This is a genomic window from Streptomyces sp. NPDC096046, assembly GCF_040303285.1.
Taxonomy (GTDB): Bacteria; Actinomycetota; Actinomycetes; order Streptomycetales; family Streptomycetaceae; genus Streptomyces.
The window spans coordinates 25,736-51,520 of record NZ_JBEOSZ010000023.1 but is presented as its reverse complement, the minus strand read 5'-3'; the positions used below and the strand labels follow the sequence as shown (position 1 = coordinate 51,520).

Annotated in this window: 28 protein-coding genes, 1 pseudogene and 1 riboswitch; of the genes and pseudogenes, 15 read left to right on the top strand and 14 right to left on the bottom strand. The window is 71.1% G+C overall.

The window, feature by feature from the left end; genetic code table 11:
• Positions 1–29: 29 nt before the first annotated feature.
• Positions 30–1,619 carry a beta-N-acetylhexosaminidase gene (locus ABTX62_RS20980; RefSeq protein ID WP_352117633.1) on the bottom strand — a complete coding sequence of 530 codons (1,590 nt, stop codon included), beginning with the start codon at positions 1,617–1,619 and terminating at the stop codon, positions 30–32.
• Positions 1,620–1,909: 290 nt separating this feature from the next.
• Between ABTX62_RS20980 and ABTX62_RS20975 the strand changes: the two genes are divergently transcribed.
• The 6 genes from ABTX62_RS20975 to ABTX62_RS20950 all read left to right on the top strand — a co-directional run bounded on the left by ABTX62_RS20975 (position 1,910) and on the right by ABTX62_RS20950 (position 6,799).
• Positions 1,910–2,383, top strand: coding sequence for a 2-oxo-4-hydroxy-4-carboxy-5-ureidoimidazoline decarboxylase (locus tag ABTX62_RS20975; RefSeq protein WP_352117572.1), 474 nt, complete (start codon positions 1,910–1,912; stop codon positions 2,381–2,383).
• Between the two features lie 221 nt (positions 2,384–2,604).
• Positions 2,605–2,985 (top strand): succinate dehydrogenase, cytochrome b556 subunit, encoded by a 381-nt coding sequence (gene sdhC / locus ABTX62_RS20970; protein ID WP_031107855.1) that lies wholly within the window; start codon positions 2,605–2,607, stop codon positions 2,983–2,985.
• 5 nt (positions 2,986–2,990) lie between these two features.
• Entirely contained in the window at positions 2,991–3,473 is a 483-nt protein-coding gene (locus ABTX62_RS20965; protein ID WP_352117571.1) for a succinate dehydrogenase hydrophobic membrane anchor subunit, read from the top strand.
• 19 nt (positions 3,474–3,492) lie between these two features.
• Positions 3,493–5,247, top strand: a complete 1,755-nt coding sequence (gene sdhA, locus ABTX62_RS20960) for a succinate dehydrogenase flavoprotein subunit (protein ID WP_352117570.1) — start codon at positions 3,493–3,495, stop codon at positions 5,245–5,247.
• Complete coding sequence (locus ABTX62_RS20955; RefSeq protein ID WP_352117569.1) at positions 5,247–6,026, top strand: succinate dehydrogenase iron-sulfur subunit; 780 nt, start codon at positions 5,247–5,249, stop codon at positions 6,024–6,026. Before sdhA ends, ABTX62_RS20955 begins: the two co-directional genes overlap by 1 nt.
• Before the next feature lie 152 nt (positions 6,027–6,178).
• A complete protein-coding gene (locus ABTX62_RS20950; protein ID WP_352117568.1) occupies positions 6,179–6,799 on the top strand; it encodes a Uma2 family endonuclease in 621 nt (206 codons plus the stop codon).
• A gap of 181 nt (positions 6,800–6,980) precedes the next feature.
• Here the strand turns inward: ABTX62_RS20950 and ABTX62_RS20945 are convergent, their stop codons facing one another.
• A complete protein-coding gene (locus tag ABTX62_RS20945; protein WP_352117567.1) occupies positions 6,981–7,250 on the bottom strand; it encodes a hypothetical protein in 270 nt (89 codons plus the stop codon).
• Between the two features lie 119 nt (positions 7,251–7,369).
• On the opposite strand from ABTX62_RS20945, the gene ABTX62_RS20940 reads away from it, so the two are divergent.
• Genes ABTX62_RS20940 through ABTX62_RS20930 form a run of 3 tightly spaced genes read left to right on the top strand, consistent with a single transcriptional unit; the run spans position 7,370 to position 9,093 of the window.
• Entirely contained in the window at positions 7,370–7,777 is a 408-nt protein-coding gene (locus ABTX62_RS20940) for a hypothetical protein (protein WP_352117566.1), read from the top strand.
• Positions 7,778–7,819: 42 nt separating this feature from the next.
• On the top strand, positions 7,820–8,314 hold the full coding sequence (locus tag ABTX62_RS20935; protein ID WP_352117632.1) for a thiol-disulfide oxidoreductase DCC family protein: 495 nt from the start codon (positions 7,820–7,822) through the stop codon (positions 8,312–8,314).
• Between the two features lie 32 nt (positions 8,315–8,346).
• Positions 8,347–9,093 (top strand): TetR/AcrR family transcriptional regulator, encoded by a 747-nt coding sequence (locus ABTX62_RS20930; protein ID WP_283969310.1) that lies wholly within the window; start codon positions 8,347–8,349, stop codon positions 9,091–9,093.
• Positions 9,094–9,189: 96 nt separating this feature from the next.
• On the opposite strand, the pseudogene ABTX62_RS20925 reads toward ABTX62_RS20930, so the two are convergent.
• The 3 genes and pseudogenes from ABTX62_RS20925 to ABTX62_RS20915 form a co-directional block, all read right to left on the bottom strand.
• Positions 9,190–9,413: pseudogene (locus ABTX62_RS20925) on the bottom strand (ABC transporter substrate-binding protein); the annotation flags it as partial.
• A 187-nt stretch (positions 9,414–9,600) separates the two neighbouring features.
• Positions 9,601–11,274, bottom strand: a complete 1,674-nt coding sequence (locus tag ABTX62_RS20920; RefSeq protein WP_352117565.1) for a metallophosphoesterase — start codon at positions 11,272–11,274, stop codon at positions 9,601–9,603.
• Positions 11,275–11,297: 23 nt separating this feature from the next.
• The gene (locus ABTX62_RS20915) at positions 11,298–11,537 is read right to left on the bottom strand and encodes an SCO4848 family membrane protein (protein ID WP_352117564.1); all 240 of its coding nucleotides are present in this window, start codon (positions 11,535–11,537) and stop codon (positions 11,298–11,300) included.
• Positions 11,538–11,628: 91 nt separating this feature from the next.
• On the opposite strand from ABTX62_RS20915, the gene ABTX62_RS20910 reads away from it, so the two are divergent.
• Positions 11,629–12,981 carry a D-alanyl-D-alanine carboxypeptidase family protein gene (locus ABTX62_RS20910; RefSeq protein WP_352117563.1) on the top strand — a complete coding sequence of 451 codons (1,353 nt, stop codon included), beginning with the start codon at positions 11,629–11,631 and terminating at the stop codon, positions 12,979–12,981.
• On the opposite strand, the gene ABTX62_RS20905 is transcribed toward ABTX62_RS20910, so the two are convergent.
• The 4 genes from ABTX62_RS20905 to ABTX62_RS20890 are packed head-to-tail and all read right to left on the bottom strand — an operon-like array spanning position 12,929 to position 15,741.
• A complete protein-coding gene (locus ABTX62_RS20905; protein WP_352117562.1) occupies positions 12,929–13,846 on the bottom strand; it encodes a YihY/virulence factor BrkB family protein in 918 nt (305 codons plus the stop codon). The two genes, ABTX62_RS20910 and ABTX62_RS20905, sit on opposite strands and share 53 nt — an antisense overlap.
• Positions 13,834–14,286, bottom strand: coding sequence for a GtrA family protein (locus ABTX62_RS20900; protein WP_352117561.1), 453 nt, complete (start codon positions 14,284–14,286; stop codon positions 13,834–13,836). The genes ABTX62_RS20905 and ABTX62_RS20900 overlap by 13 nt, the downstream gene beginning before the upstream one ends.
• Positions 14,283–15,227 (bottom strand): decaprenyl-phosphate phosphoribosyltransferase, encoded by a 945-nt coding sequence (locus tag ABTX62_RS20895; protein ID WP_352117560.1) that lies wholly within the window; start codon positions 15,225–15,227, stop codon positions 14,283–14,285. Before ABTX62_RS20895 ends, ABTX62_RS20900 begins: the two co-directional genes overlap by 4 nt.
• Complete coding sequence (locus tag ABTX62_RS20890) at positions 15,220–15,741, bottom strand: phosphatase PAP2 family protein (protein WP_283969304.1); 522 nt, start codon at positions 15,739–15,741, stop codon at positions 15,220–15,222. The genes ABTX62_RS20895 and ABTX62_RS20890 overlap by 8 nt, the downstream gene beginning before the upstream one ends.
• Before the next feature lie 133 nt (positions 15,742–15,874).
• On the opposite strand from ABTX62_RS20890, the gene dprE1 reads away from it, so the two are divergent.
• Together dprE1 and dprE2 are read left to right on the top strand one after the other, a co-directional pair.
• Positions 15,875–17,257, top strand: coding sequence for a decaprenylphosphoryl-beta-D-ribose oxidase (dprE1, locus tag ABTX62_RS20885; protein ID WP_352117559.1), 1,383 nt, complete (start codon positions 15,875–15,877; stop codon positions 17,255–17,257).
• 22 nt (positions 17,258–17,279) lie between these two features.
• A complete protein-coding gene (dprE2, locus tag ABTX62_RS20880; protein WP_352117558.1) occupies positions 17,280–18,035 on the top strand; it encodes a decaprenylphospho-beta-D-erythro-pentofuranosid-2-ulose 2-reductase in 756 nt (251 codons plus the stop codon).
• Between the two features lie 11 nt (positions 18,036–18,046).
• Here dprE2 and ABTX62_RS20875 read toward each other — a convergent pair whose 3' ends face one another.
• The 5 genes from ABTX62_RS20875 to ABTX62_RS20855 all read right to left on the bottom strand — a co-directional run bounded on the left by ABTX62_RS20875 (position 18,047) and on the right by ABTX62_RS20855 (position 23,388).
• Positions 18,047–18,625, bottom strand: a complete 579-nt coding sequence (locus ABTX62_RS20875; RefSeq protein WP_352117557.1) for a 2'-5' RNA ligase family protein — start codon at positions 18,623–18,625, stop codon at positions 18,047–18,049.
• Positions 18,626–18,764: 139 nt separating this feature from the next.
• Positions 18,765–19,778, bottom strand: a complete 1,014-nt coding sequence (gene trpS, locus ABTX62_RS20870; protein WP_352117556.1) for a tryptophan--tRNA ligase — start codon at positions 19,776–19,778, stop codon at positions 18,765–18,767.
• Positions 19,779–20,122: 344 nt separating this feature from the next.
• The gene (locus ABTX62_RS20865; RefSeq protein WP_352117555.1) at positions 20,123–21,571 is read right to left on the bottom strand and encodes a glycine hydroxymethyltransferase; all 1,449 of its coding nucleotides are present in this window, start codon (positions 21,569–21,571) and stop codon (positions 20,123–20,125) included.
• A 33-nt stretch (positions 21,572–21,604) separates the two neighbouring features.
• A riboswitch (ZMP/ZTP riboswitch) is annotated at positions 21,605–21,690 on the bottom strand.
• A gap of 145 nt (positions 21,691–21,835) precedes the next feature.
• Entirely contained in the window at positions 21,836–23,017 is a 1,182-nt protein-coding gene (locus ABTX62_RS20860; protein ID WP_352117554.1) for a glutathionylspermidine synthase family protein, read from the bottom strand.
• Positions 23,018–23,034: 17 nt separating this feature from the next.
• Positions 23,035–23,388 (bottom strand): hypothetical protein, encoded by a 354-nt coding sequence (locus tag ABTX62_RS20855; RefSeq protein ID WP_352117553.1) that lies wholly within the window; start codon positions 23,386–23,388, stop codon positions 23,035–23,037.
• Positions 23,389–23,502: 114 nt separating this feature from the next.
• Here ABTX62_RS20855 and ABTX62_RS37940 point away from each other — a divergent pair, with 114 nt between their 5' ends.
• The 3 genes from ABTX62_RS37940 to ABTX62_RS20840 all read left to right on the top strand — a co-directional run.
• On the top strand, positions 23,503–23,853 hold the full coding sequence (locus ABTX62_RS37940; protein WP_502997987.1) for a hypothetical protein: 351 nt from the start codon (positions 23,503–23,505) through the stop codon (positions 23,851–23,853).
• 32 nt (positions 23,854–23,885) lie between these two features.
• A complete protein-coding gene (locus ABTX62_RS20845) occupies positions 23,886–24,464 on the top strand; it encodes a putative antibiotic biosynthesis monooxygenase (RefSeq protein ID WP_352117552.1) in 579 nt (192 codons plus the stop codon).
• 30 nt (positions 24,465–24,494) lie between these two features.
• Positions 24,495–25,785: glutamine amidotransferase-related protein (locus tag ABTX62_RS20840; RefSeq protein ID WP_352117551.1), on the top strand; the 1,291-nt coding region annotated here is incomplete at its 3' end.

Here is a 25,785-nt window from a genome sequence, read left to right as displayed (position 1 = left end):
CGCAGCCGTATGGGGCAATTCATGCCGGGTCAGCCGAGCCTGTCCGCCAGCGTCCGGAACTCCGCCCAGGACAGTTCGGGCTTGCCCGGGTCCCACAGCTTCTGGACGGTCGCCCGCAGCGGCATCCGGATCCCGGCCGCCACCTGCTCCTGCGTCTGGGAGTCGGCGAGGTCGCACCACACCGCGAAGGACCCGCCGAGGATCTGGCCGTCGTAACGCGCCGGCACGGCCGCGGTGCCGCGCAGCACCCGCGGCGTCCACTGCTCGTAGATGCGCTGCCCCGTCGGATAGACGAAGGTCTGCGGCTCACCGAGCACGTAGTACAGGAACTCGTCGTTGTAGTTGATCACCTCGCGGCCCGCCTGGAGGTACTCCAGGGGCGCCCGGGCGCCGATCTCCTTGCCGGTCCAGTAGGCGACCCGGATGTCCTCGGCGGCCTGGACGGAGGTGCCGCGGAAGAAGCCGTCGTTCCACGCGCGTGGGACGCGCTGATGCGCCCGGACGGTGTCGGCCCGGTCGTTCAGCCAGCCGGTGGCGAGGTCGGCGACCGTCGCGCCGGAGCCGTACCTCTCCCGGGCGGCGGCGGCCAGCTGCGGGAACGAGGCCTCCGGGTTCGACCGGGTCAGCGCCTGGTACTCGTCGCCGCCGAGGTGCCAGGGCCCGCCGGGGAAGAGGTCCGCGTACTCGTTCAGCAGGTCGTCGATGAGGTCGGCGCTCTCGGCCTTGGAGATGTCGATGGCGCCCCGTACCGCCGACCCCTGCGCGCTGCGCAGTTGCAGGTCGGGGTGGGCGTCGAGGACCGCGCCGAGGTGTCCGGGCGAGTCGATCTCGGGCACGATCGTGATGTGCCGGCTCTGCGCGAGGTCGATGATCTTCCGCACCTGCGCCTTGGTCAGATGCTGCCGCGACACGATCTCGGGGTGCGAGGTTGACTCGATCCGGAACCCCTGGTCGTCGGAGAAGTGCAGTCCCAGCTGGTTGAACTTCAGGTCGCCCAGTTCCCGGATCCGGTCCTCGATCCAGCCGGCCGTGAAGTGCTTGCGCGCGATGTCCAGCATGAACCCGCGCTGCGCCTTGGCCGGCTCGTCCTTCACGACACCCTCGGGCGCCGTGCCGCCGTCGCGCGTCTCCTGCTTGAGCGTGCGGGTGCCGTAGAAGACCCCGGTGTCGGACGGCCCGTCGATCTCCACCCGCCCGTCGCGCACGGTCATCACGTACGACTCGGGGTTCGCGCCCTTGTCACGGTTGAGCGCCAGCCTCAGGTCCCCGGCCCGCCGGTCGTCCTTCTCACCGGCGTACGCCATCCCCAGCTCGCCGGCGACCAGCCGCCCCTCGTCGGCCAGCGCCGGGTCGTCCACGACCACCCGGTTGCCCTTCTCGGGACGCCAGCCCGGGCCGCGCGCCGGCTCGTGCTCGCGCACGGCGGGGATGGTGCGGGGCGCCTCGGACAGGGGGTAGGAGCGGGTCGGGCTCGCCTCCGGCGCTCTGTCCGGGGGCGCCGCCGCGGTGGCCCCCCGCGAGGACCCGGCCGCCTGGCCCGTGGTCCCGCCGGCACCGCCCGAGGCCGCCCAGAGCCCGAGACTCACTCCGGCCGCGACCACGACCAGGGCTACCGCCATGGCCACGGTCAGCACCTGCCGCTTGCTCTCCTGCTTCGCCGAAGCCCGGCGCCTGTGCTGACTCACACGGCCAACCTAAAACCCTGGGCTCGATGGCGCGCGTCCACCACGCGTTGCGAATCTCTCTCCGCCGGGTGAAATTCAGGCATCCTTCGGACACGTCATGGTCGCACTCGATAGCGTGACGTCACATCTCTCACAGCTTGCCCTGCCGACACACGTGACGCCCACGAGGACCCACGCTGCCTGCGCACCGTCTCCCAGATCTCCCCGGTCGGCTCGCCATACCGGTGGAGCACTTCAACGCGGCCTCCGAGGAGGACCTGGAGCAGGCCCTCCTCTCCTGCCTGCGCAGCCACCGCTGGGCCCGGCGTGTCGCGGAGCACCGCCCCTACCCGGACCTGGACTCCCTGCTGGCCGCCGCGGACGAGGCGGCCTACGACCTGACCTGGTCCGACCTCGCGGAGGCACTGGCGGTCGAGCCGCTGCCCACCCTTCCGCCGGACGCCTACTCCGCGGCCCACACGGCCCTGAGCGCGGCCCACGCCGCCTACGAGGCCCGCTTCGGACACGCGTTCGTCATCTGCCTGGACGGTCTGTCCCCCTCCGAGACCCTGGACCGCCTTCTCGCGGCCATCCGGTCACGATTGACCAACGATCCGGAGGAAGAGCGGGTGGTGGCGGTGGAGGAGCTCCGGCGCCTCGCCCGGGGACGTCTGCTGGATGCCCTCAGGAGTGCGGGGAACTGCGCGATCGACCACTGACGGCCCGCACCCCGCGGCCCCGGAGACCCCTCCCGCCCCCTTCGCCGCACTAGCCCACCCGTACCTCTTTGCGTGCCAGTTTGATCACACCGGGGGACCCCCGCTCAGCCCAGCGGCAGCGCATCGCTACGATGCTGGGGGCCGGTGGACCGTACCCGGCCGGGCCCGACCGACACACCAAGCCGGCGCGGCCCCAATCCCCGCTCCCGGAGGAAACTTCCGTGCCGGCTGGAACGCTGTACCGCGGCCGGGAAGGAATGTGGTCCTGGGTGGCTCACCGAGTCACCGGCGTCCTCATCTTCTTCTTCCTGTTCGTTCACGTGCTGGACACCGCGCTCGTCCGTGTGTCCCCGGAGGCCTACGACACCGTCGTGGCCACGTACAAGACGCCGATCGTCGCGCTGCTGGAGTACGGCCTCGTCGCCGCCATCCTCTTCCACGCGCTCAACGGTCTGCGCGTCATCGCTGTCGACTTCTGGATCAAGGGCGCCCGCTACCAGAAGCAGATGCTCTGGACCGTCGTCGCCCTGTGGGTCGTGCTGATGCTCGGGGCCATCTACCCCGTCCTCGGCCACGCCGCTCGTGAACTCTTCGGGAGCTGACGCCAATGTCCACGTCTGAGAAGACCGCCGCCGGCGTCGGCCCCGTCGAGGGCGGCGCCGTCTACACCGTCGACAACCCGGCGCCCCTCATCGAGGCCCCGCGCCAGCGCACCCGTAAGAGCCCGAAGAGCACCCGCGGCAACTTCGAGCTGGCGGCCTGGCTGTTCATGCGCCTGTCGGGCGTCGTGCTGGTCGTGCTCGTCATCGGCCACCTGCTGATCCAGCTCGTGCTGGACGGCGGCGTCTCCAAGATCGGCTTCGCCTTCGTGGCGGGCCGCTGGGCGTCCCCGTTCTGGCAGGTCTGGGACCTGCTGATGCTGTGGCTCGCCATGCTGCACGGCGCCAACGGCCTGCGCACGGTCATCAACGACTACGCGGAACGCGCGAACACCCGGCTGTGGCTCAAGGGCCTGCTCTACACCGCCACGGTGTTCACCATCCTGCTGGGCACGCTGGTGATCTTCACCTTCGACCCGAACATCCGCTAGGCACGGGGCTGCGAGAATCATGAAGATCCACAAGTACGACACCGTCATCGTCGGCGCCGGTGGCGCCGGCATGCGCGCGGCCATCGAGTCGACCAAGCGCAGCCGCACCGCCGTCCTGACCAAGCTCTACCCCACCCGCTCCCACACGGGTGCCGCGCAGGGCGGCATGGCCGCCGCGCTCGCCAACGTGGAGGAGGACAACTGGGAGTGGCACACCTTCGACACGGTCAAGGGCGGTGACTACCTGGTCGACCAGGACGCCGCCGAGATCCTGGCGAAGGAGGCCATCGACTCCGTCCTCGACCTGGAGAAGATGGGCCTGCCGTTCAACCGCACCCCGAACGGCACCATCGACCAGCGCCGCTTCGGCGGTCACAGCCGCAACCACGGCGAGGCCCCGGTCCGCCGCTCCTGCTACGCGGCCGACCGCACCGGCCACATGATCCTCCAGACGCTGTACCAGAACTGCGTCAAGGAGGGCGTGGAGTTCTACAACGAGTTCTACGTCCTGGACCAGCTGATCACCGAGGTCGACGGCGTCAAGAAGTCGGCCGGTGTCGTGGCGTACGAGCTGGCCACCGGCGAGATCCACGTCTTCCACGCGAAGTCCGTGATCTACGCCTCCGGCGGCTGCGGCAAGTTCTTCAAGGTGACGTCCAACGCGCACACCCTGACCGGTGACGGCCAGGCGGCGGTCTACCGCCGCGGTCTGCCGCTGGAGGACATGGAGTTCTTCCAGTTCCACCCGACCGGCATCTGGCGCATGGGCATCCTGCTGACGGAGGGCGCCCGCGGTGAGGGCGGCATCCTCCGCAACAAGGACGGCGAGCGCTTCATGGAGAAGTACGCGCCGGTGATGAAGGACCTGGCGTCGCGTGACGTCGTGTCCCGCTCCATCTACACGGAGATCCGTGAGGGCCGCGGCTGCGGTCCCGAGGGCGACCACGTCTACCTCGACCTCACGCACCTCCCGCCGGAGCAGCTGGACGCGAAGCTTCCCGACATCACGGAGTTCGCCCGCACCTACCTCGGCATCGAGCCCTACACGGACCCGATCCCGATCCAGCCCACCGCGCACTACGCCATGGGCGGCATCCCGACCAACGTCGAGGGTGAGGTCCTGGCGGACAACACCACGGTCGTCCCGGGCCTGTACGCGGCCGGCGAGGTCGCCTGCGTGTCCGTGCACGGCGCCAACCGCCTCGGCACCAACTCGCTGCTGGACATCAACGTCTTCGGCAAGCGCGCGGGCATCGCCGCCGCGGAGTACGCGCAGAAGGCGGAGTTCGTCGAGCTGCCGGAGAACCCGGCGGAGCTCGTGCTCTCTCAGGTGGAGCGGCTGCGCGACTCCACCGGCACCGAGCGGGTGGCGGAGCTGCGGCGCGAGCTGCAGGAGACCATGGACGCCAACGTCATGGTGTTCCGCACCGAGCAGACGATCAAGACGGCGGTCGAGAAGATCGCGGAGCTGCGCGAGCGCTACCGGAACGTGTCGATCCAGGACAAGGGCAAGCGGTTCAACACGGACCTGCTGGAGGCCGTCGAGCTGGGCAACCTGCTCGACCTCGCCGAGGTCATGGCCGTCTCCGCGCTCGCCCGCAAGGAGTCCCGCGGCGGTCACTACCGCGAGGACTACCCGAACCGCGACGACGTCAACTTCATGCGGCACACCATGGCGTACCGCGAGGTCGGCGCCGACGGCTCCGAAACCGTCCGTCTCGACTACAAGCCGGTCGTCCAGACCCGCTACCAGCCGATGGAGCGTAAGTACTGATGGCTACCCCTGTTCTGGACAAGGAAGACGCGGCCGGCAAGCCCGAGCCCGGGTTCGCCGACTCCCCCTACATCACGGTCACGTTCCGCGTCCGCCGCTTCAACCCGGAGGTCGCGGCGGACGCCACCTGGGAGGACTTCCAGGTCGAGATCGACCCCAAGGAGCGCGTCCTCGACGCCCTCCACAAGATCAAGTGGGAGCTCGACGGTTCGCTGACGTTCCGCCGCTCCTGCGCGCACGGCATCTGCGGCTCGGACGCCATGCGGATCAACGGCAAGAACCGTCTGGCCTGCAAGACGCTGATCAAGGACATCAACCCCGAGAAGCCGATCACGGTCGAGGCCATCAAGGGCCTGACGGTCCTGAAGGACCTGGTCGTGGACATGGAGCCGTTCTTCCAGGCGTACCGGGACGTCATGCCCTTCCTCATCACGAAGGACACGAACGAGCCGACGCGTGAGCGTCTCCAGACGGCCGAGGACCGCGAGCGCTTCGACGACACCACGAAGTGCATCCTCTGCGCGGCCTGCACCACGTCGTGCCCGGTCTTCTGGAACGACGGCCAGTACTTCGGCCCGGCCGCCATCGTCAACGCGCACCGCTTCATCTTCGACTCGCGTGACGAGGCCGGCGAGCAGCGCCTGGAGATCCTCAACGACCGCGACGGCGTCTGGCGCTGCCGCACGACCTTCAACTGCACGGACGCCTGCCCGCGCGGCATCGAGGTCACGAAGGCGATCGCGGAAGTGAAGCGTGCGCTGATCACGCGCCGCTACTGAGGTCGACCGCCCGCGCTCGAGGGCCCTGTTTCCGCTGGAGACGGGGCCCTTTGGCATATGCCACACCATCGGGTGAATGCAGCAGAACGGGTCGCAGCGAGGTCGTCCGGCCTACGATGATGCTCTCGACACCAGTTCCCAGGAGGCACCTGATGTCCGCAGCTTCCGTCGAGCAGCCCTTCCACGACGAAGAGCCGGTCACCCTCACGACCATCGCCGACGAGATCATGGAGCGCCATCCGGGCTACCGCGTCGAGATCATCGGAGGCCATCTCCTCGTGACCCCGTCCCCTGACGGCGCCCATGCTCGCGCGCTGACCAAACTCATGCGTCCCTTCATGGCAGCCGACCTGGATGGAGGCGGGACCGAGGTCCTTCAGGGCGTCGGTCTTTGGCTGCCCATGGAGCCGGAGGATTACGCCATCCCCGATCTTGCGGTCGTGGACGCCGATTTCGAGGACCATCACGTCGAGAACAACGCCTACGAACCAGTCTGCTTCCGCCTGGTAGTGGAGGTCACCTCCACAAACTGGAAGAACGACCTGAAGACGAAGGTTGCCGCCTACGCCGACGCCAAGGTCCCGGTCTACGTCATCGTGGACCGCAAGCACCAACGCCTCCACGTCCTGACCAACCCGGTGGGAAGCGGCTACGAGAACCATCGCCCGCACGCCCCCGGCGAGCTCGTCACCCTCCCCGACTCCATCGGCGCCAAGGTGACCCTCGACGTGGCCGAGATCCTCAGGGCGGGTCAGCCGAGGACGAGTGACTGAGATCCAGCCGGAGTCCTCGCGTGACTCCGGTCAACTTTCGTAGGTCAGTTATCGCGCCCCTGTGTACGCGGCGGGGTCGGTAAGCCCTGCCTCCGCGCCGTCGTTCATGTCCAGGACCTCGAATCCGGCGCCTTCAACGTAGCGTTCCCGTTGGCGGGGGAACAGGACACGTCTGCGGATCTCATCGCTCGGCCAGGGCCGTCTGCCTCTCGGGGGCGATACCGCGCGGGGCGTGCGCACCGCGTACCCGTTCAGCAGGCGTTCGGCGTCCTCCGGCTGTACGAGGCCCTGGAAGATCTCCGGTCTGCGGGCGTTGCACTCCTGCGACCTCCTGGAACACCCGGCGCCGGATCAGTTCCCGTGCGGTCAGGCGCTCTTCGGCGATCTCCAGCCCCCAGGCCGTCCGCCGCTCCCCCGCCGTGGTCTCGTCGACGAACGTCACCATTCCCATGCCGACGACAGTACGAGGCGTCACCGACAACCACCCCGATCCACGTGTTGAACATGTTCAAAAGTAGGTCTAGAGTCACTCCCGACAGCGTTTTGAACGTGTTCAAGAAGGGTGGGGCAATGGACCGCACGGTCGTCGCCTACGTCATCTACCTGCTGGTCAGCATCGGCCTGACCGTCTGGGTGGCCCGCACGCTCAGCCGGAACGGCAAGGTCTTCCTCGCCGACGTGCTGCACGGCAACGAGAAGCTCGCCGATGCCGTCAACCACCTCCTGGTGGTCGGCTTCTACCTGGTCAACCTCGGGTTCGTCGCCCTGTACCTGAGCGGTGACGGGACCATCACCGACGCCCGCGGCGTCTTCGAGGCCCTGTCGACGAAGCTCGGCGTGGTGCTGCTGGTGCTCGGTGCGATGCACCTGGCCAACGTCTATGTGCTGAACCGGATCCGGCGCCGGGGGGCCATGGAGCGCGAGCAGGTGCCGCCGGTGCCGCCGCAGGGCTGGGTCGCCCCGTCGGCGCGGGCCTGAGCGGAGGCCCTCGTGAACGCCACCGGCACCGGCACGACCGGCATGAACACACCCGCACCGCTCCGTCGGCTCACCGTCCTGTACGACGCCGAGTGCTCCCTGTGCGCGTTCCTGCGCGACTGGCTCCTGCGGCAGTCCCACCTGGTGCCGCTGGAGCTGGTCCCGGCCGCCTCCGAGGAGGCCCGGCGACGCTTTCCCGGCCTCGACCACGGCGCCACCCTCGACGAGATCACCGTCGTCGGTGACGCCGGGCAGGTCTACCAGGGCCCCGCCGCCTGGGTGGTGACCCTGTGGGCGCTGCGCGAACACCGGCCGCTGGCCCACCGGCTGAGCACCCCGTCCGGCGCTCTGCTCGCCAGGGGCGCGGTGCTCGCCGCCGCCAAGTGGCGCGGGGCGCGGTGGCCTCGGGGGCAGCGCGGCGGGACGCAGTGGGGCGGCCGGGTGTACCGGCGGGCGGACGGATGGTCGTACGCCCCGGACAGCGGCTGGAGCTACACCGCCCCGGGCTGCGCCGACGGCACCTGCGCCCCTCGGTGACCGCACGGGTGCTGACGTTAGGCTCTCTTCCCGTGCCCGCGAAGAACGACGGCCCCGACGACGGCGCCACCCCCACCAAGTCCGAGCAGACCCGCGCCCTGATCCTGGAGACGGCCATGCGGCTGTTCCAGGAGCGTGGCTACGACAAGACCACGATGCGGGCCATCGCCACGGAGGCCGGGGTCTCCGTCGGCAACGCCTACTACTACTTCGCGGGCAAGGAGCACCTGATCCAGGGCTTCTACGACCGGATCGCCGCCGAGCACCAGGTGGCGGTCCGGGAGATCCTGGACCGGGAGACCGACCTGGAGACCCGGCTCGCGGGGGTGCTGCGGGCCTGGCTGGACATCGCCGCGCCCTACCACGAGTTCGCGGTGCAGTTCTTCAAGAACGCCGCCGACCCCGACAGCCCGCTCAGCCCCTTCTCCCCGGAGTCGGAGCACGCGCGCGAGGAGGCCATCAGCGTCCACCGGGACGTGCTGGCCGGGGCGACGAAGACCAAGGTGCCCGAGGAACTGCGGGACATCCTGCCCGAGTTGATGTGGCTGTCCCAGATGGGACTGTGCCTGTACTGGATCTTCGACCGGACCGAGGGCCGCGAGCGCAGCTACCGGCTCGCCGAACGCGGTGCCCGGCTCACCGCGCGGGGCGTGGCCCTGGCCCGCTTCCGGGTGCTGCGGCCGCTCGTGCGCGAGGTGCACGAGCTGTTCACGGACTTCCTGCCGGGGATGACGCACGCCATCCCGGATCCGGCGGCCCGGCGGCGCTCCGACCCCTGACCGGCGACCGGCCCCAGGTCGTCAGGGGTTCGGAGGTCTCAGAGGGCTCGGAGGTTCAGCGGGTTCAAAGGGTTCGGCGGGCGGTTCAGAGCTTGGTGTGCCGCCCGGCGCGAAGGTCAGCAGCGACTGGAAGACGTTGCTGAACAACGCCCAGGAACCCGCGTCGTAGGCACCGGCCGGGTCGAGCGAGGTGACGCCGTCCGTCGTGCCGCCGTGATGGTCTGCCCGTCGCCCTTCGACGGCAGGAGCTGCCAGGCGCCCACGCCCGCGGCGGCCAGGACCAGCAGCCCCGCGAGTATCCGTATGCGAACCGATCGCATCGGCTGTGCCCTCCCCAGGCCCTCTGAGGCCCGTTGCGGCCCTTGTGCGTATGCCACACCCCTTCGTGGCGGGCTCACCCGATCACAGGGTTTTGACCAGGGGGAAGGGAGATCTGACGAGTTGGGGAAGTTCTTACCGATGCGCGTTTCGGTCCGGTTTCACAGCCCACTCACAGGGTGCGCGCGCTCAGGCCTGCTTCGACGCGAGCTCGATCACGGTGATGTCCGACGGTGCCCCCACCCGGGTGGGCGGACCCCAGGCGCCGGCACCGCGCGAGACGTAGAGCTGGGTGTCGCCGTAGCGCTCCAGGCCCGCGAGGGTGGGGTTCGCGCCGGAGGCGATGAGATTGCCGGGCCAGAGCTGGCCGCCGTGGGTGTGGCCGGAGAGCTGGAGGTCGACGCCGTGCTCGACGGCGTCGTGGATCTGGACGGGCTGGTGGGCGAGCAGCACGCAGGCGCGGGCGGTGTCCCGGTCGCCGAGCGCCTTCGCGAAGTCCGGGCCCTGCCCCTCGTCCTCGCCCGCGATGTCGTTGACTCCGGCGAGGTCGAAGTACGGCATCTCCCGGCGGGCGTTCTCGAGGGGGTCGATGCCCAGGCGGCGGATCTCCTCGACCCACTGCTCCGCACCGGAGAAGTACTCGTGGTTGCCGGTGACGAAGTAGGACCCGTGACGGGCCCTCAGCTGGGCGAGCGGGGCCGCAGCGGGTCCCAGGTCCTTCACACTGCCGTCTACCAGGTCGCCGACGACCGCGATCAGGTCGGGCTGGGTCGCGTTGATCGTGTCGACGACCTTCTGCGCGAAACCGCGTCCCAGGACCGGGCCGAGGTGCACGTCACTGACCACGGCGATCCGGTACCCGTGCGCGGCGCGCGGCAGCTTGGCGAGGGGCACGGTGACCCGCTTGACCTGCGGCCCGCGCAGCACGCCGTACGTCCCGTATCCCACGGTCCCGACCGCGGCGGCCGCGGCGGCCCCGGCGACGATCCGCGAGACGAAGAGCCGTCGGGAGGGCGAGGGAGGGGCGGCAGGGGGCGGCTGCGGGGAGGCCTCGGGAGGGTCCGCCGCGGGGTCGCCCTGCGGGTCGACGGCGGTCGCGCAACGGGCACGGCCGGGCTGCGAGGCGGTCGCGGAGGGCGCGCTGTCGCCGCGGCCGGGCTGCGAGGCGAGCGCGGGCGCCGTCCCCGAGACAGGCACTCCACCGGAATCGCCCGTCCGCGAGGCGGTCGTGGGCACCGTCCCGGACGCTGCCGCTCCACCGGAACCGCCCGCCTGCGAGACGGGCGCGGCAGGCACGGGTGCGGTGGACGCGGGCGCGGTGGGCGTGTCGCCGGCGTGCTCCCGCGGCGCGGCCGTCGGCGTCCCGGCGCCGCTGCCGTCGCCCTGGGGGCCGTCCGCTCCCGGGGAGAGGCTCGCGGTGGGAGTGCGGCCCGCGGGTGAGTCGGGTGCCGTGGCACCGGCCGGGGCGTGCGGGCCGGGCTCGGAGGCAGTGGGCTGCTCGGCGGTGGTCCCCGGGCGCCGGTCCTGGTTCGTGCGTCTCGCGCGGTGCTCGAGGAAGCGGCGCAGGAGCGGGCGGACGAGTTCCCCCGCCACCACCGCCAGCAGCAGGTATATCGACAGGGCCAGCCACAGGAAGCCCGGCCATGCGAGGGCTTGCTGGAGCCGGAAGGGGGCGCCCGCGCGTTCGGCGACCAGGGCCGTGATCGCCAGGACCCAGCCGCCGGCGATCAGGACCGCACCCGCGCGGCGGACGAGGCCCGGGCCGCTGGTCGTGTCGCGGAACAGACGGCGCCACACGTACCAGTTGGCCGTCACGACGACGGCCAGGACCAGACTCGCGACGAGTACGAAAACGATGACCACGGTGTCGTGTCTCCCGATCGCCGTTATGACGTCCGGCGCAGTGCGCGCAGACCACGCAACCCGATGGCCCCGATGACCGTCCCCAATACGAAGGAAACGACGGCGAGCAGCAGGTGCACCCAGAAGTAGGCCGTGGGACGACCGTCGTCGAAGGCGAGCCCGCTGCCGTCCTCGACCAGGTTCTTGACGAAAGTGATCCAGATGACCCAGCTCCACACCCCGAAGGCGAGCAGGAACCAGGAGACGGGGCGGCTGAGCTTCATGCACCCAGTATCGCCAGGCCGTGTCCGGTTCCGTTCCCGGGGTGGGGCCGGAGGCGGGACTTCCGACCGTACGGCATGTACGTTTCCGACCGTGCCCGCTCCGCAGAAGACCACCAGGCGATCCCTGCTGGTCACCTCCGCCGCCCTGTCGTCCCTGGCCCTGGCCCTGCCCCTGGCCGCGCCCGCCGCCGTCGCCGCACCGAACCCCTCGGGCAGCCCTTCGAGCCGCCCCTCCGGCAGCCCTTCGGGCAGTCCCTCGGCGAGCCCGTCGGCCACTCCCCCGGCGTCGATGTCGAGCGTGGGCGGCGCCCGGCTCGGCAAGCCGGGAACGCAGGTGAATCCGGCGAGCGGCGTCCCGGTGCTGCCGAAGGACGTCAGCGCCCGTTCCTGGATCGTCGCCGACGCCGAGTCGGGCGAGGTGCTGGCCGCGCACAACGCCCACTGGCGCCTCGCCCCGGCGAGCACCCTGAAGATGCTGTTCGCGGACACGCTCCTGCCGAAGTTCCCGAGGGACACCGAGCACAAGGTCGTCCCCTCCGACCTGGCGGGCATCGGCTCGGGCTCCAGCATGGTCGGCATAAAGGAGGAGGAGACGTACACGGTCCACGACCTGTGGCTGGGCGTCTTCCTGCGCTCCGGCAACGACGCCGTGCACGTGCTGTCCGCCATGAACCACGGCGTCGAGAACACCGTCAAGGAGATGAACGAGCACGCCGAGGAGCTCCAGGCCCTCGACACGCACGTCGTCAGCCCGGACGGCTACGACGCCGAGGGACAGGTCTCCTCGGCGTACGACCTGACACTGATCGCCCGCTCCGGGATGCAGAAGAAGGACTTCCGCGAGTACGCCTCGACGGTCCGCGCCAAGTTCCCCGGGAAGACCAAGAAGGGCAAGAAGGGCAAGAAGGTCCGCGAGTCCTTCGAGATCCAGAACACCAACCGGCTGCTGACCGGCGACTTGGACGTGCCCGTCTACGAGGGCATCGCGGGCGTCAAGAACGGCAACACCACCAACGCGGGCGCCACCTTCACCGGTGTCGCCGAGCGCGGCGGCAAGGTGCTGCTGGTGACGGTGATGAACCCGGAGAAGTCCGGGCACAACGAGGTCTACAAGGAGACCGCCCGGCTGTTCGACTGGGGCTTCAAGGCGGCCGGGAAGGTACGGCCGGTGGGCGAGCTGGTGCCGCCCAGGAGCGCCGCGCAGGCCAGTGCGCAGCCCGGCGCGAACCCCTCCGGCGAGGCCGGTGGCTCCGGGGACGGCGGCGGCACGGCCGGGACCGGTGCGAAGCCGGTGGCCGCCGCACCGGCCGCGGACGGCTCCAGCGGCATCGGGACGGCGCTCGGCATCACGGGCGGGGTGCTGGTGCTGCTCGCGGGCGGCGCGTTCCTGGTCAACCGCCGCTGGCCGCTGCCGGATCTGGTGCGCCGTCGGACTCGTCCGTGAGACCCGGGACTTCGTCCTGCTTGCTCCGCGTCGCCGTCCAGGCGGCGCAGAACAGCACCAGCTTCGAGGTGAAGTTGATCCACAGCAGCAGCGCGACGGGGACCCCGAACGCGCCGTACATGCTCTTCGCGGCCACGCCCTGCAGATAGCCGCTGAGCAGCAGCTTCAGCAGTTCGAAGCCGATGGCGCCGGTCAGCGCCGCCACGAAGAGGCGGTGGCGCGTCGGCTCGACACCGGGCAGCAGCGTGAGGACGTAGAGCAGCAGCAGGAAGTTCGCCAGCACGGCGATCAGGAACGCGACGACGTGCAGCAGGACTCCGCCCCAGCCGCCCTCGTCGACACCGAGTTGCCGGGTGACCCAGCCGATCAGCGCCGAGGCGACGGCGGAGGCGGCGATGGTGACGAGGAGCGCGCCGCCGAGGCCGATCAGGACACCCACGTCCTTGCCGTAGCGCACGGCGGGGTTCTCCTCGTCGTCGTCGAGGTCCCACACCGCCCGCAGGCACTCGCGCATCGAGCCGGCCCAGCTGACCCCGGTGAAGAACAGCAGGGCGCCCGCGATGAGCCCGATCGTGCCGGCGTTGTCCACCAGACCGGCGATGTCCATCTGGTCGGAGATGCCGGGGACCTGCTCGGCGACCTTGTCCCGCAGCCGGTCCTCCTGCTCCGTGCTGAGCATGGCGGCGGCGATGGTGGCGGACACCGTCAGCAGCGGGAACAGCGCGACGAAACTCCTGAAGGTCATCGCGGCGGCCAGCCGCGTCCACTTCACGCGGTCCAGCCGCTCGTACGACCGCCACACGTGGGTGATCATCAGCCGCTGCGCCCACGGCCCGACCACCGGGAGTCTTTTCAGCCAGTCCATGATCCGACTCTGCCCTCCGCCCGGAACACCCATGTACGGGTACCCCAGAACCGCAGGACTGTGGCCAGCGCCATCCCGACGACTCCGCCGGAGACGGTGTCCGCGCGCTGCGAGGTGAGGCCGAGCCCGTAGTGGCTGACGGCCAGGCAGAGCAGTTGTACGCAGGCTCCGGCGAGGTTCACCGCGAAGAACACCGCGTACGGGCGCGGGCCCCGGGGTCGTGCGGTCCGGTAGGTGCCCAGGGCGTTGCCGGCGTAGGCGACCGTGCAGGCGGCCAGGAAGGACACGGACTTGGCGGTGAGCGGGTCGAGTCCGGCAGGGCCGCGCAGGTGCGTGAAGAGGGCGAGGTCGACGGCGTAGGCGAGGAGACCGGTGGTGGCGAATCCGATCAGTTCCCGGCGGCCCGGGAGCACGGGGCCCCGCCCCGGGCGCGTCGTCACCAATTGGCCACTGCCAGGCCGTACATCGCCACCCACACCACACCGATGAGGGCGAGGGCGCGGTCGCGCAGGACGACGTCCTCGGGTTCGCCGGCGGTGCCGCGGTCGGCGAACACGGCGTAGCGGAGGATCGCGAGGATGAAGGCGACCATGGACAGCTGCCGCCAGGGCAGCACGCTGGTGTGCGGGACACCGCCCTCCTCCATGGCCCACAGGCAGTAGCCGAGGACGGCGACCCCGGCCGCGAGCTGCCAGACGAAGCGGAGGTAGCCGGTGGTGTACTCGGTGAGCAACGCCCGTGTGGCGCCCGCCTTTCCGGCCATCTGGACGGCTTCCGAGTAGCGCTTGGCCGACACCATGAACAGCGCGCCGAAGCCGGTGGTGATGAGGAACCAGCGCGACAGCGGGATGCCGAGGGCGAGTCCGCCGACCATGGCCCGCATCAGGAACCCGGTGGTGACGACGGCGAGATCGACGACGAGGACGTGCTTCAGAGTGATGCAGTAGGCCAGTTGCATGCCGAGGTAGGCGATCAGCAGCGCGGCGACGGCCGGGCCGCACAGCCAGGCCGCGGCGGCGGGCGCGAGGAGGCCGAGGGCGCCTCCGACGGCGTAGGCCACGGGCACGGGGACCTGCCCGGCGGCGACCGGGCGGTGCCGCTTGGTGGGGTGGGCGCGGTCGGCGTCGGCGTCGCGGGCGTCGTTGACGAGGTAGACGGCGGCGGCGCAGGCCGTGAAGAGGACGAAGACCAGGGCGAGTCGGATCAGGGCGTGCCGGGAGAAGAGCTCGCCGGCGGCGGCCGGGGCGGCGACCACGAGAACGTTCTTGATCCACTGTCTGGGGCGCGCGGTCCTGAGGAGACCGGCCGGCAGACCGCCCTTGCGGGGTGGTGCCGGCCGCTCCTGGCGGGTGCGCTGCCGCAGGACGGCCGTCTCAGCCATGGTGGGCGCCTCCCCGCATCCAGCGGGCGCCGAGCCGGGCCGTGAGGGCGCCCAGCGCCGCGCCCGCGGCGACGTCGGAGGGGTAGTGGACCCCGGCCACGAGGCGCGAGACGCACACGGCGGCGGCGAGCGGCGGGACCGCGTGTGCCCCCAGGGCGCCGAAGGCGACGGCGGCGGCCGCCGCCGAGGTGGCGTGCGAGCTGGGGAAGGAGTGCCGGCCGGCGGTACGCACCAGGGGCTCGACGTGCGCGGGGCGCGGCCTGCGCACGACCCGTTTCACCCCCATGCTGACGAGGTGCGCCCCGGCGGTGAGGGCGGTGCCGCGCAGCCAGACGCCACGTCTGCCGGCGTCCACGGCGGCTCCGGCGAGCCCCGCCACCAGCCACAGTGCCGCGTGCTCCCCCGCCCAGGACAGGGCACGCGCGGCACCGGCGACGCGCGGGTCGGTGCCGCACGCCCTGAGCGCCGAAACGATCCGGTGGTCCATGTCGTGCAGGTCGTCGAGGTCGTCCATGTGGACTCACTGTTCACGCCCACCGCGCCTGAACTCCGGCAATATTGGGCGACATCCCATTAATCACCCATTTCGGGGAGGGATGCCATGTTCGCTAACTAATCGTTCACAGTGGGGCGATACGGTCGCGGACATGTCTGCCGACACCGATTTCGACCCGGACGTCATGGGCCTGGACCACACCACCGTCACGGGCTGGGGCCGCACCGCCCCCACCGCCGCCCGGCTGATCCGCCCACGGACGTACGAGGAGGCCGCGGCGGCCGTCCGGGACTGCGGGGCCCGCGGCGGCATCCCCCGGGGACTGGGGCGGGCGTACGGGGACGCGGCGCAGAACGCGGGCGGCTCCGTGCTCGACATGACGGCCCTGGACCGTGTGCACGCCATCGACGCCGCCGACGGGACCGTGCTGTGCGACGCGGGGGTCTCCCTGCACCGGCTGATGGAGGTGCTGCTGCCGCTCGGCTGGTTCGTGCCGGTCACCCCCGGCACGCGCTACGTCACCGTCGGCGGGGCGATCGGCGCCGACATCCACGGCAAGAACCACCATGTCTCGGGCTCCTTCGCCCGCCATGTGCTCGCCCTCGAACTGCTCACCGCCGACGGCGAGATCCGCACGGTGATCCCCGGCACGCCCCTGTTCGACGCCACCGCCGGCGGCATGGGCCTCACGGGGGTGATCCTCACCGCTACGATCCGGCTGCAGCCGGTGGAGACCTCGCTGGTGTCGGTCGACACCGAGCGCGCGACCGACCTCGACGACCTGATGGCCCGGCTGGCCGCCACCGACCACCGCTACCGCTACTCGGTGGCCTGGATCGACCTCCTGGCCCGGGGCGCCTCGACCGGGCGCGCGGTGCTCACCCGCGGCGACCACGCGCCCGCGGACGCGCTCCCGGCCCGGTTGCGCCGGGACCCGCTGGCCTTCCGCACCTCACGCCTGCCCGCCGCGCCCGCCCTGCTGCCAGAAGGCCTGCTCAGCCGGACGACCGTGGGCCTGTTCAACGAACTCTGGTACCGCAAGGCCCCCCGCGCCCGCACCGGCCGACTCCAGCGCATCTCCGCCTTCTTCCACCCCCTGGACGGCGTGCCGCACTGGAACCGCGTCTACGGCCGCGGCGGCTTCGTGCAGTACCAGTTCGTCGTCGGCCACGGCCGGGAGGACGCCCTGCGCCGCATCGTGCGCCGCATCTCCGAACGCCGCTGTCCGTCCTTCCTGGCCGTCCTCAAGCGCTTCGGGGAGTCCGACCCGGGCTGGCTGTCCTTCCCCGTGCCGGGCTGGACCCTGGCGCTGGACATCCCGGCGGGGCTGCCCGGCCTCGGCGCGTTCCTCGACGAACTCGACGAGGAGGTCGCCGCCGCCGGCGGGCGTGTCTACCTCGCCAAGGACGCCCGGCTGCGACCGGAGCTGCTCGCGACCATGTACCCGCGTCTCGACGACTTCCGCGAGCTGCGCGCCGAGCTGGACCCGCGCGGGGTGTTCGTGTCCGACCTGGCCCGCCGCCTCAGTCTGTGAGCAACCTCAAGGAGCTGCTGTCATGAAGGACGCCTTCGGCCTCCCCCAGTCCCTGCTCGTCCTCGGCGGTACGTCCGAGATCGCGCTGGCCACCGCCCGCCGGCTGGTCGCCCGCCGCACCCGTACGGTCTGGCTGGCGGGCCGCCCCTCCCCCGCCCTGGAGGAGGCCGCCGGGCGGCTGCGCGGGCTCGGGGCCGATGTGCACACCGTCGCCTTCGACGCCCTTGACCCGGCCTCCCACGAGGCGGTGCTCGGCAAGGTCTTCGCCGAGGGCGACATCGACCTGGTGCTGCTCGCCTTCGGGCTGCTCGGCGACCAGGCCCGCGACGAGCGCGAGCCGGAGGCGGCGGTGCGGGTCGCGCAGACCAACTACACCGGCGCGGTCTCGGCGGGGCTGGTGTGCGCCCGTTCACTCCAGTCGCAGGGGCACGGCTCGCTGGTCGTGATGTCCTCCGTCGCGGGCGAGCGGGCCCGCCGCGCCAACTTCATCTACGGCTCCAGCAAGGCCGGGCTCGACGCCTTCGCGCAGGGCCTGGGCGACGCGCTGCACGGCACGGGCGTGCACGTCATGGTCGTGCGCCCCGGCTTCGTCCGGACGCGGATGACCGCCGGTCTGCCCGAGGCGCCGCTCGCGACCACGCCCGAGGCGGTCGCGACGGCCGTGGAGCTGGGCCTGCGCCGCCGCTCGGAGACGGTGTGGGTGCCGGGGGCGCTGCGGGCGGTGATGGCGGCGCTGCGGCACCTGCCGCGCGGGGTGTTCCGGCGGCTGCCGGTCTGACCCCGGGCGGGTCAGAGGGTGGGGACCGAGCCGCGCTCCACCCGCCCGGCCTGCGGGGGCACCACGGAGCCGCCGAAGGGGAACTCGCGGAGCTTGCGCCAGACGCCGTCGGCGCCCTGCTCGTAGAGGGCGAAGCCGGTGCAGGGCCACTCGGCCTCGTAGCCGGCGAGCTCCTCGAAGGCGCGGTCCATGGCCGCCTCGTCGATGCCGTGCGCCACGGTGACGTGCGGGTGGTACGGGAACTGCAGGTCGCGCGCGGCCGGCCCGGCGGGGTCGCGGACCTGCTGCTGGAGCCGGGTGCAGGCCTCCGCGCCCGAGACGACCCGGACGTACACCACCGGTGACAGGGGCCGGAAGGTGCCGGTGCCGGACAGCCGCATGGGGAACGGGCGGCCGGCCGCGGCGACCTCGGCCAGATGCGCCTCGACGGCCGACAGGGCGCTCTCGTCGACCTCCGTCGGCGGCAGCAGGGTGACGTGCGTGGGGATGCCGTGAGCCGCGGCGTCGCCGAAGCCCGCGCGCAGCTGCTGGAGCTCGCTGCCGTGAGGCTCCGGGACCGCGATCGAGACACCGATCGTTACGGTCCCCACGTCGTCTCCTGTCGTGTCAGTGTGGCCGCTGGTACGACCACCCGGTTATCGACTGTACGGCCACGGCCGGGTTACGGGCAGGCGCAACCGGAGTGATGTACAGCGCTGTTCGGGGGTACGGCTGTGCGCGGGAGCGGGTTCAGTGCTTGGCGGGCAGGAAGCCGACCTTGTCGTACGCCTGCGCGAGGGTCTCGGCGGCGACCGCGCGGGCCTTCTCGGCGCCCTTGGCGAGGATCGAGTCGAGCGTCTCGGGGTCATCCAGGTACTGCTGGGTGCGCTCCCGGAACGGCGTGACGAAGTCGACCATGATCTCGGCGAGGTCGGTCTTGAGCGCGCCGTACATCTTGCCGGTGTACTTCGCCTCCAGCTCGCCGACGCTCTCGCCGGTGAGGGTCGAGTAGATCGTCAGCAGGTTGCTGACGCCCGGCTTGTTCTCGGCGTCGTAGCGGATCACCGTGTCCGTGTCGGTGACGGCGCTCTTGACCTTCTTGGCCGTGGCCTTGGGCTCGTCGAGGAGGTTGACGAGGCCCTTCGGCGTGGACGCCGACTTGCTCATCTTGATCGACGGGTCCTGAAGGTCGTAGATCTTCGCCGTCTCCTTGAGGATGTACGGCTTCGGGAGGGTGAAGGTCTCGCCGAAGCGGCCGTTGAAGCGCGTGGCGAGGTCACGGGTGAGCTCGATGTGCTGGCGCTGGTCCTCGCCGACCGGGACCTCGTGGGCCTGGTAGAGCAGGATGTCCGCTACCTGGAGGATCGGGTACGTGAACAGGCCGACCGAGGCGCGCTCGGCGCCCTGCTTGGCGGACTTGTCCTTGAACTGGGTCATCCGGCCGGCCTCGCCGAAACCGGTGAGACAGTTCATGATCCAGGCGAGCTGGGCGTGCTCGGGGACGTGGCTCTGCACGAAGAGCGTGCAGCGGTCCGGGTCGAGGCCCGCCGCGAGGAGCTGGGCGGCGGCCAGGCGCGTGTTCGCGCGCAGGTCCTTCGGGTCCTGCGGGATGGTGATCGCGTGCAGGTCGACGACCATGTAGAACGCGTCGTGGGTCTCCTGGAGGGCCACCCACTGGCGGACGGCGCCGAGGTAGTTGCCGAGGTGGAACGAGCCGGCGGTGGGCTGGATCCCGGAGAGCACGCGAGGTCGGTCAGAGGCCATGCACACCATTCTCTCAGGTCTCGCGGCCCGATCCGGAACCGGTCGGGAACAGAGGGGACCCCGTTCCGCTCCGGCGGTGTAACAAGGGTGAGGACCCCGGGAGGGGCTGCCCCCGGCCATGCGCAGGGGGGTGGGAGGAGCACGGCCGGGGCGGGCCTGACCGGCCCGGTGCCGGTGCGCGTGGTGTGCGGTGGGCCGTGGCGGCAAGGGGTCCTGGGGCTCGTGGCCGGTGCCGGCGGCACGCTGCTCATACGCCGCGCGGCGGCCCGGCGGGAAGCCGGACCGCCGCGGGAGGAGCCGCGTCAGGTGCTGATCCACCGGGACCCGTGACCGGGCCGGGGGCGTCAGCCCAGGTCGATCTCCGGGTACAGCGGGAAACCGGCCACGAGGTCGGTGGCGCGCTGGGAGATCTCGTCGGCGATCTTGGCGTCGAGCACGTGGGCCGCCTTGGAGGGGGCGCCCGACTTGGTCGTGCCCGGCTCCGTGGTGGACAGGACGCGGTCGATGAGGCCGGCGACCTCGTCCATCTCGGCGGTGCCCAGGCCGCGGGTGGTCAGGGCGGGGGTGCCGATGCGGATGCCGGAGGTGTACCAGGCGCCGTTCGGGTCGGCGGGGATGGCGTTGCGGTTGGTGACGATGCCCGACTCGAGCAGGGCCACCTCGGCCTGGCGGCCGGTGAGGCCGTAGGAGGAGGCGACGTCGATGAGGTTCAGGTGGTTGTCCGTGCCGCCGGTCACGAGGGTCGCGCCGCGGCGCATGAGGCCTTCGGCGAGGGCGCGGGAGTTGTCGACGATGCGCTGCGCGTAGTCCCGGAAGGATTCCTGGCGGGCCTCCGCGAGGGCCACGGCCTTGGCGGCCATGACGTGGGGCAGCGGGCCGCCGAGGACCATCGGGCAGCCGCGGTCGACCTGGTCCTTGAGGGAGTCGTCGCACAGGACCATGCCGCCGCGGGGGCCGCGCAGCGACTTGTGAGTGGTCGTCGTCACGATCTGGGCGTGCGGCACCGGGTCGAAGTCGCCGGTCAGGACCTTGCCCGCGACCAGACCGGCGAAGTGCGCCATGTCGACCATCAGCGTCGCGCCGACCTCGTCGGCGATCTCGCGCATGATCCGGAAGTTCACCAGGCGGGGGTAGGCGGAGTAGCCGGCGACGATGATCAGCGGCTTGAACTCGCGGGCGGAGACGCGCAGGGCCTCGTAGTCGATGAGGCCCGTGGCGGGGTCCGTGCCGTAGGAGCGCTGGTCGAACATCTTGCCGGAGATGTTCGGGCGGAAGCCGTGGGTGAGGTGGCCGCCGGCGTCCAGGGACATGCCGAGCATGCGCTGGTTGCCGAAGGCCTGGCGCAGCTCGGCCCAGTCGGCGTCGGTCAGGTCGTTGATCTGGCGGACACCGGTCTTCTCCAGGAAGGGCACCTCGACGCGGGCGCCGAGGACGGCCCAGAAGGCGACCAGGTTGGCGTCGATGCCGGAGTGCGGCTGGACGTAGGCGTGGCGGGCGCCGAAGAGTTCCCGGGCGTGCTCGGCGGCGAGGGACTCGACGGTGTCGACGTTGCGGCAGCCGGCGTAGAAGCGGCGGCCGATGGTGCCCTCGGCGTACTTGTCGCTGAACCAGTTGCCCATCGCCAGCAGCGTGGCCGGGGAGGCGTAGTTCTCGGAGGCGATCAGCTTGAGCATCTCGCGCTGGTCGGCGACCTCCTGGCCGATGGCGTCCGCCACGCGGGGCTCGACGGCGCGGATCACGTCGAGGGCGGCACGGTAGGCGGTGGAAGCGGGGCAGAGGGGCTCGGCTGACATGTGTGGACCTCCGGACGTTGCGTTCAGCGTTCACGGTACGGCCCAGGCGCACGGCTCTCGTCGTACGGACCGCTCCCCGATGGTTCGTCCATCCCAGCGCGCCAGTCACGGCCCGGCGATCAGCCTACCGGCTGGGCCGGGGAAGCGTCGGCCGGGTTGGTGAGCGTTGCCGGGTTCGGGTGCTTCGTGGCTGGTCGCGCCCAGGCGGCGGAACCGCACAGGACACAGCCCCGCGCCCCCTGGGGCATCGGCCCTCACCCCCGGTCAGAGGATCACGTGGGGAAGGAACCGTGCGTACTCGTCGGTGATCAGACCCGACGACTCGCGGATGCCCAGGCCCGCCGACTCGTTCTCCACCACCCAGGCGCCCAGGACGACGCGGTTGCCGTCGAAGTCGGGGAGGGGGGCCAGTTCCTGGTAGCAGCACGGTTCGTCGCGGAGGGCGGGGGCGGAGCCGGGCTCGTGGATCGTGACACCGGCGCCCTCGCGGCCGAGGAGGGGCTTGGCCGCCCAGCCCGTGGTGGTGAGGTCCCGGGGGCCGTCCAGGTAGGCCGGGAGGAGGTTGGGGTGGCCTGGGTGGAGCTCCCACAGGACGGCCAGCAGGGCCTTGTTGCTGAGGAGCATCTTCCAGGCCGGTTCTATCCACAGTGTGGAGCCCGTGCCGCCGCCGTTGTCGAGGGTGTCCAGGACGTGGCCGGCGAAGCGGTCGGTGGTGAGCCATTCCCAGGGGTAGAGCTTGAAGACGCTGCGGATGAAGCGCAGGCGCTGGTCGACGAAGCGGCCGGAGAGACGGTCCCAGCCGATCTCCTCCATGGAGATCCAGTCGGTGGCGAGGCCCGCCTGCTCGGCGGTCTCCTTCAGGTAGGCCACCGTCATCATGTCCTCGCCGAGTTCGTCGGCGGAGGAGTACGCGAAGTGGAGGGGGCTGCCGGGCGGGAGCAGGGCGGCCTGGTTCTTCCACGCGTCGATGAGGCGTTCGTGGAGGGAGTTCCACTGGTCGGCGCCGGGGAAACGGTCCTCCATCCAGAACCACTGGGGCGACGCGGCCTCCACCAGTGAGGTGGGGGTGTCGGCGTTGTACTCCAGGAGCTTGGCCGGGCCGGTGCCGTCGTAGCGGAGGTCGAAACGACCGTAGACGGAGGGGAGTTCGGCGCGGCGGTGCCAGGCCTCGGCGACCGCGTCGGCCACGCGGGGGTCGGTGATGCCCAGGTCGGCGAAGCGGTCCGCGGTGACGATGTGGTCGGCCGCCGCCAGGCACATGCGGTGGAGGTCCTCGACCACCTCTTCGAGGGCCTCGATCTCCTCCAGGGAGAAGACGTAGTACGCGCTCTCGTCCCAGTAGGGGCGCAGGGAGTCGTCGGGGTAGCGGGTCAGGGGGTAGATCAGGCCCTGTTCCTCGACGATCTGCTGCCAGCCGGGCCGAGGCTCGGTGATCCGGCGTTCCATCGCTCGCGTCCGCCCGGTCAGCCGCCGCCGCTGCCGGAGCCGGAGCAGCCGAAGCCGCCCCGGTCGACGGCCTCGCTGCGGCTGAAGGTGCCGTGCTCGGCGTAGCCGCCGCTGACGTCGGCGTCGTAGTACCAGTCGGCGTCGGTGGCCCTGGTCGTGCCGCTCTTCTTGCGGCCCTTGCCGGAGGAGGCGGCGCCGGACGCACAGTTCTTGTCGGCGACGATCTTGTAACCGTTGATGTAGTCGTAGCTGTCGCGGTCCACACAGCGGCGGTCGGGATCGGAGCCGCACGCGGACAGGGTCGCCGCGAGGACGCCCATGCCGCCCAGCACCACCGTGCTCGAACGCAGCCTTCGCCGTGTCTCAGCCATCTGTGTGTCTCCCCCGGTTCTCCCCGTTGTGCACCGACAGACGGTCAGCCTAGAGATCGCTGTGAACGGGCGCGCACGACCCCCCGCCCATGACCGTTCGCCTGGTGTCGATTTGTGCTGTTCGGAATGCTGTGCGCCCTTGGTGCGGCGGTCCGTCTCGGTACGGCGACAGTGTTGCAGGCATTCGCCGCGCGGTCGGCGGCGACCGGACCGGGCGGGGACGTGGCACTGCTGTGGCGGGCGCTGCGGCAGTGGCGGTACCCGGCCGGTCGCGCGCTCGACGGGATCGGTTTCGCGGTGGCGGTGGCGTGGGCGCCGGCTCTGCCGCGGTTCGGGGAGGCGCCGGTGGAGGCGGAGGAGAGCGCGGTCACGCCGAGTTGCGCGGACGCGCTTTCCGACCTGCGGAGATCGTTCACCTTCGGGGCGATCTTCCGGGCAACCGGAAAATTCTTTGTTGAATCTTGAACGCCCGGTGAGCGCTTTCCGTATGGGACGGCGTGACCAGCAATCCCGTCACGGTCACCGTGGCCTATCGCGTGATGCCGGGCCGTGCAGCCGAATTCCACTCGTGGGGGTGGGCGATGCTGGGCGCGACCGCGCGGCAGCCGGGATTCATGGGGGGTGGGGTACTTGTCGACAGAGGGGCGGAGTGGCATGTCGTCTATCGCTTCGCCAGCGAGGGTCTGGCCCTGGCCTGGGAGAGATCACCCTCCCGGGAACAATGGGACGCCCGGCTGGCGGGCGTCGCCCAGGAGACGGAGCGCAGGCGGGTGCCGGGCGCTCGGGCCTGGTTCGACGCACAGACGCTGACGCCCCCGCCGCCGGCTCCGCCGTCGAAATGGAAACTGTGGTTCGTGAATATGAGCGCGGTTTTTCCGCCGGTGCTCCTGTTCAATTTGACGGTGCTCCCCTTTCTCGGTGACCTCAATGCACTGTTTCGCACGCTGTTGTTGTGTCTGTGCGTAACGGCCCTTGTCACCTGGATTCTCATGCCGCGGCTCCAGCGTTTCTTCCGGAAATGGCTGTACCCGTCGCTCCAGGCACTGCGCGGGCGGCACAAACGCCGGGCCATATAGGCCCGCGAACGAACAGAGGGAGGTGGGCGGGTGAAGACCCTGCTCATCGACAATTACGACTCGTACACGTACAACCTGTTCCAGCTGATCGCCGAGGTCAACGGCGAGGAGCCGGTGGTCGTCCGGAACGACGCTCCCGTCGACGGCCTTGCCGATCTCCGGGCGTTCGACAACCTCGTGGTGTCCCCCGGGCCCGGGCATCCGGGCGAGGCGCGTGATTTCGGTATCGGCAGCAGGCTGCTCGCGACCTCCCCGGTACCGGTGCTCGGTGTGTGTCTGGGGCATCAGGGGATCGCGCTCGGGGAGGCCGGGCTGGTGGGGCCCGCTCCGGAGCCGCGGCACGGGCATCTCTCCATGATCCGGCATGACGGCCGGGACCTGTTCCACGGTCTGCCGCAGCACTTCACCGCCGTCCGCTACCACTCGCTGGCCGTGCGCGAGCCTCTGCCGGAGACGCTGGAGGCCACGGCCTGGGCGGAGGACGGCGTCCTGATGGGGCTCCGGCACCGCAGCCGGCCGCTGTGGGGAGTGCAGTTCCACCCGGAGTCGGTCCTCACGGAGTACGGGCACCGCATGCTCGTGAACTTCCGCAACCTCACCGCCGAGCGGGCGGGCAAGCTGCGCACGAAGAACACGGCCGTGCCCTCGCACGAGCAGGTCCGGCGGCGGGTCGTCGTCCCGGAGTGCGACGCGGGGGCCCGGCGCCCTCCGGGGGGTCTTCTCGGCCTCGGCGGCCTTCGCCGTCCGGTGGCCGCGGCCGTCTTCCAGGTCGCCGCCGTCTCACGGGCGGCGGCGAACGGGTCCGGTGGCCCCGGGGCGGCAGGCCTGGGCGAGACCACGACGTCGAGCAAGCCGGCTCCGTCGGCGGGGGTGGGGCTGCACCCTGGGTCCGTGGCGTCCGGCCCGGTTGCACAGGCATCCGGCGGCGCCGCATCGGCCGCGGGGCTTGGAGCACCCGACGAAGACGCCGCGGCACCCGCGGCGTCCGCGGGTGCCGTCTCGGCCGGAGGGCGGGGAGCACCCGGTGAAAACCCGGTGGCCCGTGGGACCGTGTCGGCCCCCGGGCAGGAGACACCCACCGACGCAGCCCCGCCCGACCCGATTGCCCCGGCACCCGGCAGGGCCATCGCAGCCGGAGAGCAGGAAGCGCCCGGTGAAGGCGCGACATCCGGCGGGACCGCGTCGGCCCCAGGGCAGGAGACACCCACCGGCACAGCCCCGTCCCACCCGATTGCCCCGGCACCCGGCAGGGCCATCGCAGCCGGAGAGCAGGAAGCGCCCGGTGAAGGCGCGACATCCGGCGGGACCGCGTCGGCCCCAG

What these genes read in the sequence shown, in the direction of transcription:
- ABTX62_RS20980 (WP_352117633.1), bottom strand. Translation starts at nt 1,619, where the DNA reads ATGGCGGTAGCCCTGGTCGTGGTCGCGGCCGGAGTGAGTCTCGGGCTC.
- ABTX62_RS20965 (WP_352117571.1), top strand. Translation starts at nt 2,991, where the DNA reads ATGTCCACGTCTGAGAAGACCGCCGCCGGCGTCGGCCCCGTCGAGGGC.
- sdhA (WP_352117570.1), top strand. Translation starts at nt 3,493, where the DNA reads ATGAAGATCCACAAGTACGACACCGTCATCGTCGGCGCCGGTGGCGCC.
- ABTX62_RS20955 (WP_352117569.1), top strand. Translation starts at nt 5,247, where the DNA reads ATGGCTACCCCTGTTCTGGACAAGGAAGACGCGGCCGGCAAGCCCGAG.
- ABTX62_RS20950 (WP_352117568.1), top strand. Translation starts at nt 6,179, where the DNA reads ATGTCCGCAGCTTCCGTCGAGCAGCCCTTCCACGACGAAGAGCCGGTC.
- ABTX62_RS20945 (WP_352117567.1), bottom strand. Translation starts at nt 7,250, where the DNA reads ATGGGAATGGTGACGTTCGTCGACGAGACCACGGCGGGGGAGCGGCGG.
- ABTX62_RS20940 (WP_352117566.1), top strand. Translation starts at nt 7,370, where the DNA reads ATGGACCGCACGGTCGTCGCCTACGTCATCTACCTGCTGGTCAGCATC.
- ABTX62_RS20935 (WP_352117632.1), top strand. Translation starts at nt 7,820, where the DNA reads ATGAACACACCCGCACCGCTCCGTCGGCTCACCGTCCTGTACGACGCC.
- ABTX62_RS20915 (WP_352117564.1), bottom strand. Translation starts at nt 11,537, where the DNA reads ATGAAGCTCAGCCGCCCCGTCTCCTGGTTCCTGCTCGCCTTCGGGGTG.
- ABTX62_RS20905 (WP_352117562.1), bottom strand. Translation starts at nt 13,846, where the DNA reads ATGGACTGGCTGAAAAGACTCCCGGTGGTCGGGCCGTGGGCGCAGCGG.
- ABTX62_RS20895 (WP_352117560.1), bottom strand. Translation starts at nt 15,227, where the DNA reads ATGGCTGAGACGGCCGTCCTGCGGCAGCGCACCCGCCAGGAGCGGCCG.
- ABTX62_RS20890 (WP_283969304.1), bottom strand. Translation starts at nt 15,741, where the DNA reads ATGGACGACCTCGACGACCTGCACGACATGGACCACCGGATCGTTTCG.
- dprE1 (WP_352117559.1), top strand. Translation starts at nt 15,875, where the DNA reads ATGTCTGCCGACACCGATTTCGACCCGGACGTCATGGGCCTGGACCAC.
- dprE2 (WP_352117558.1), top strand. Translation starts at nt 17,280, where the DNA reads ATGAAGGACGCCTTCGGCCTCCCCCAGTCCCTGCTCGTCCTCGGCGGT.
- trpS (WP_352117556.1), bottom strand. Translation starts at nt 19,778, where the DNA reads ATGGCCTCTGACCGACCTCGCGTGCTCTCCGGGATCCAGCCCACCGCC.
- ABTX62_RS20865 (WP_352117555.1), bottom strand. Translation starts at nt 21,571, where the DNA reads ATGTCAGCCGAGCCCCTCTGCCCCGCTTCCACCGCCTACCGTGCCGCC.
- ABTX62_RS20860 (WP_352117554.1), bottom strand. Translation starts at nt 23,017, where the DNA reads ATGGAACGCCGGATCACCGAGCCTCGGCCCGGCTGGCAGCAGATCGTC.
- ABTX62_RS20855 (WP_352117553.1), bottom strand. Translation starts at nt 23,388, where the DNA reads ATGGCTGAGACACGGCGAAGGCTGCGTTCGAGCACGGTGGTGCTGGGC.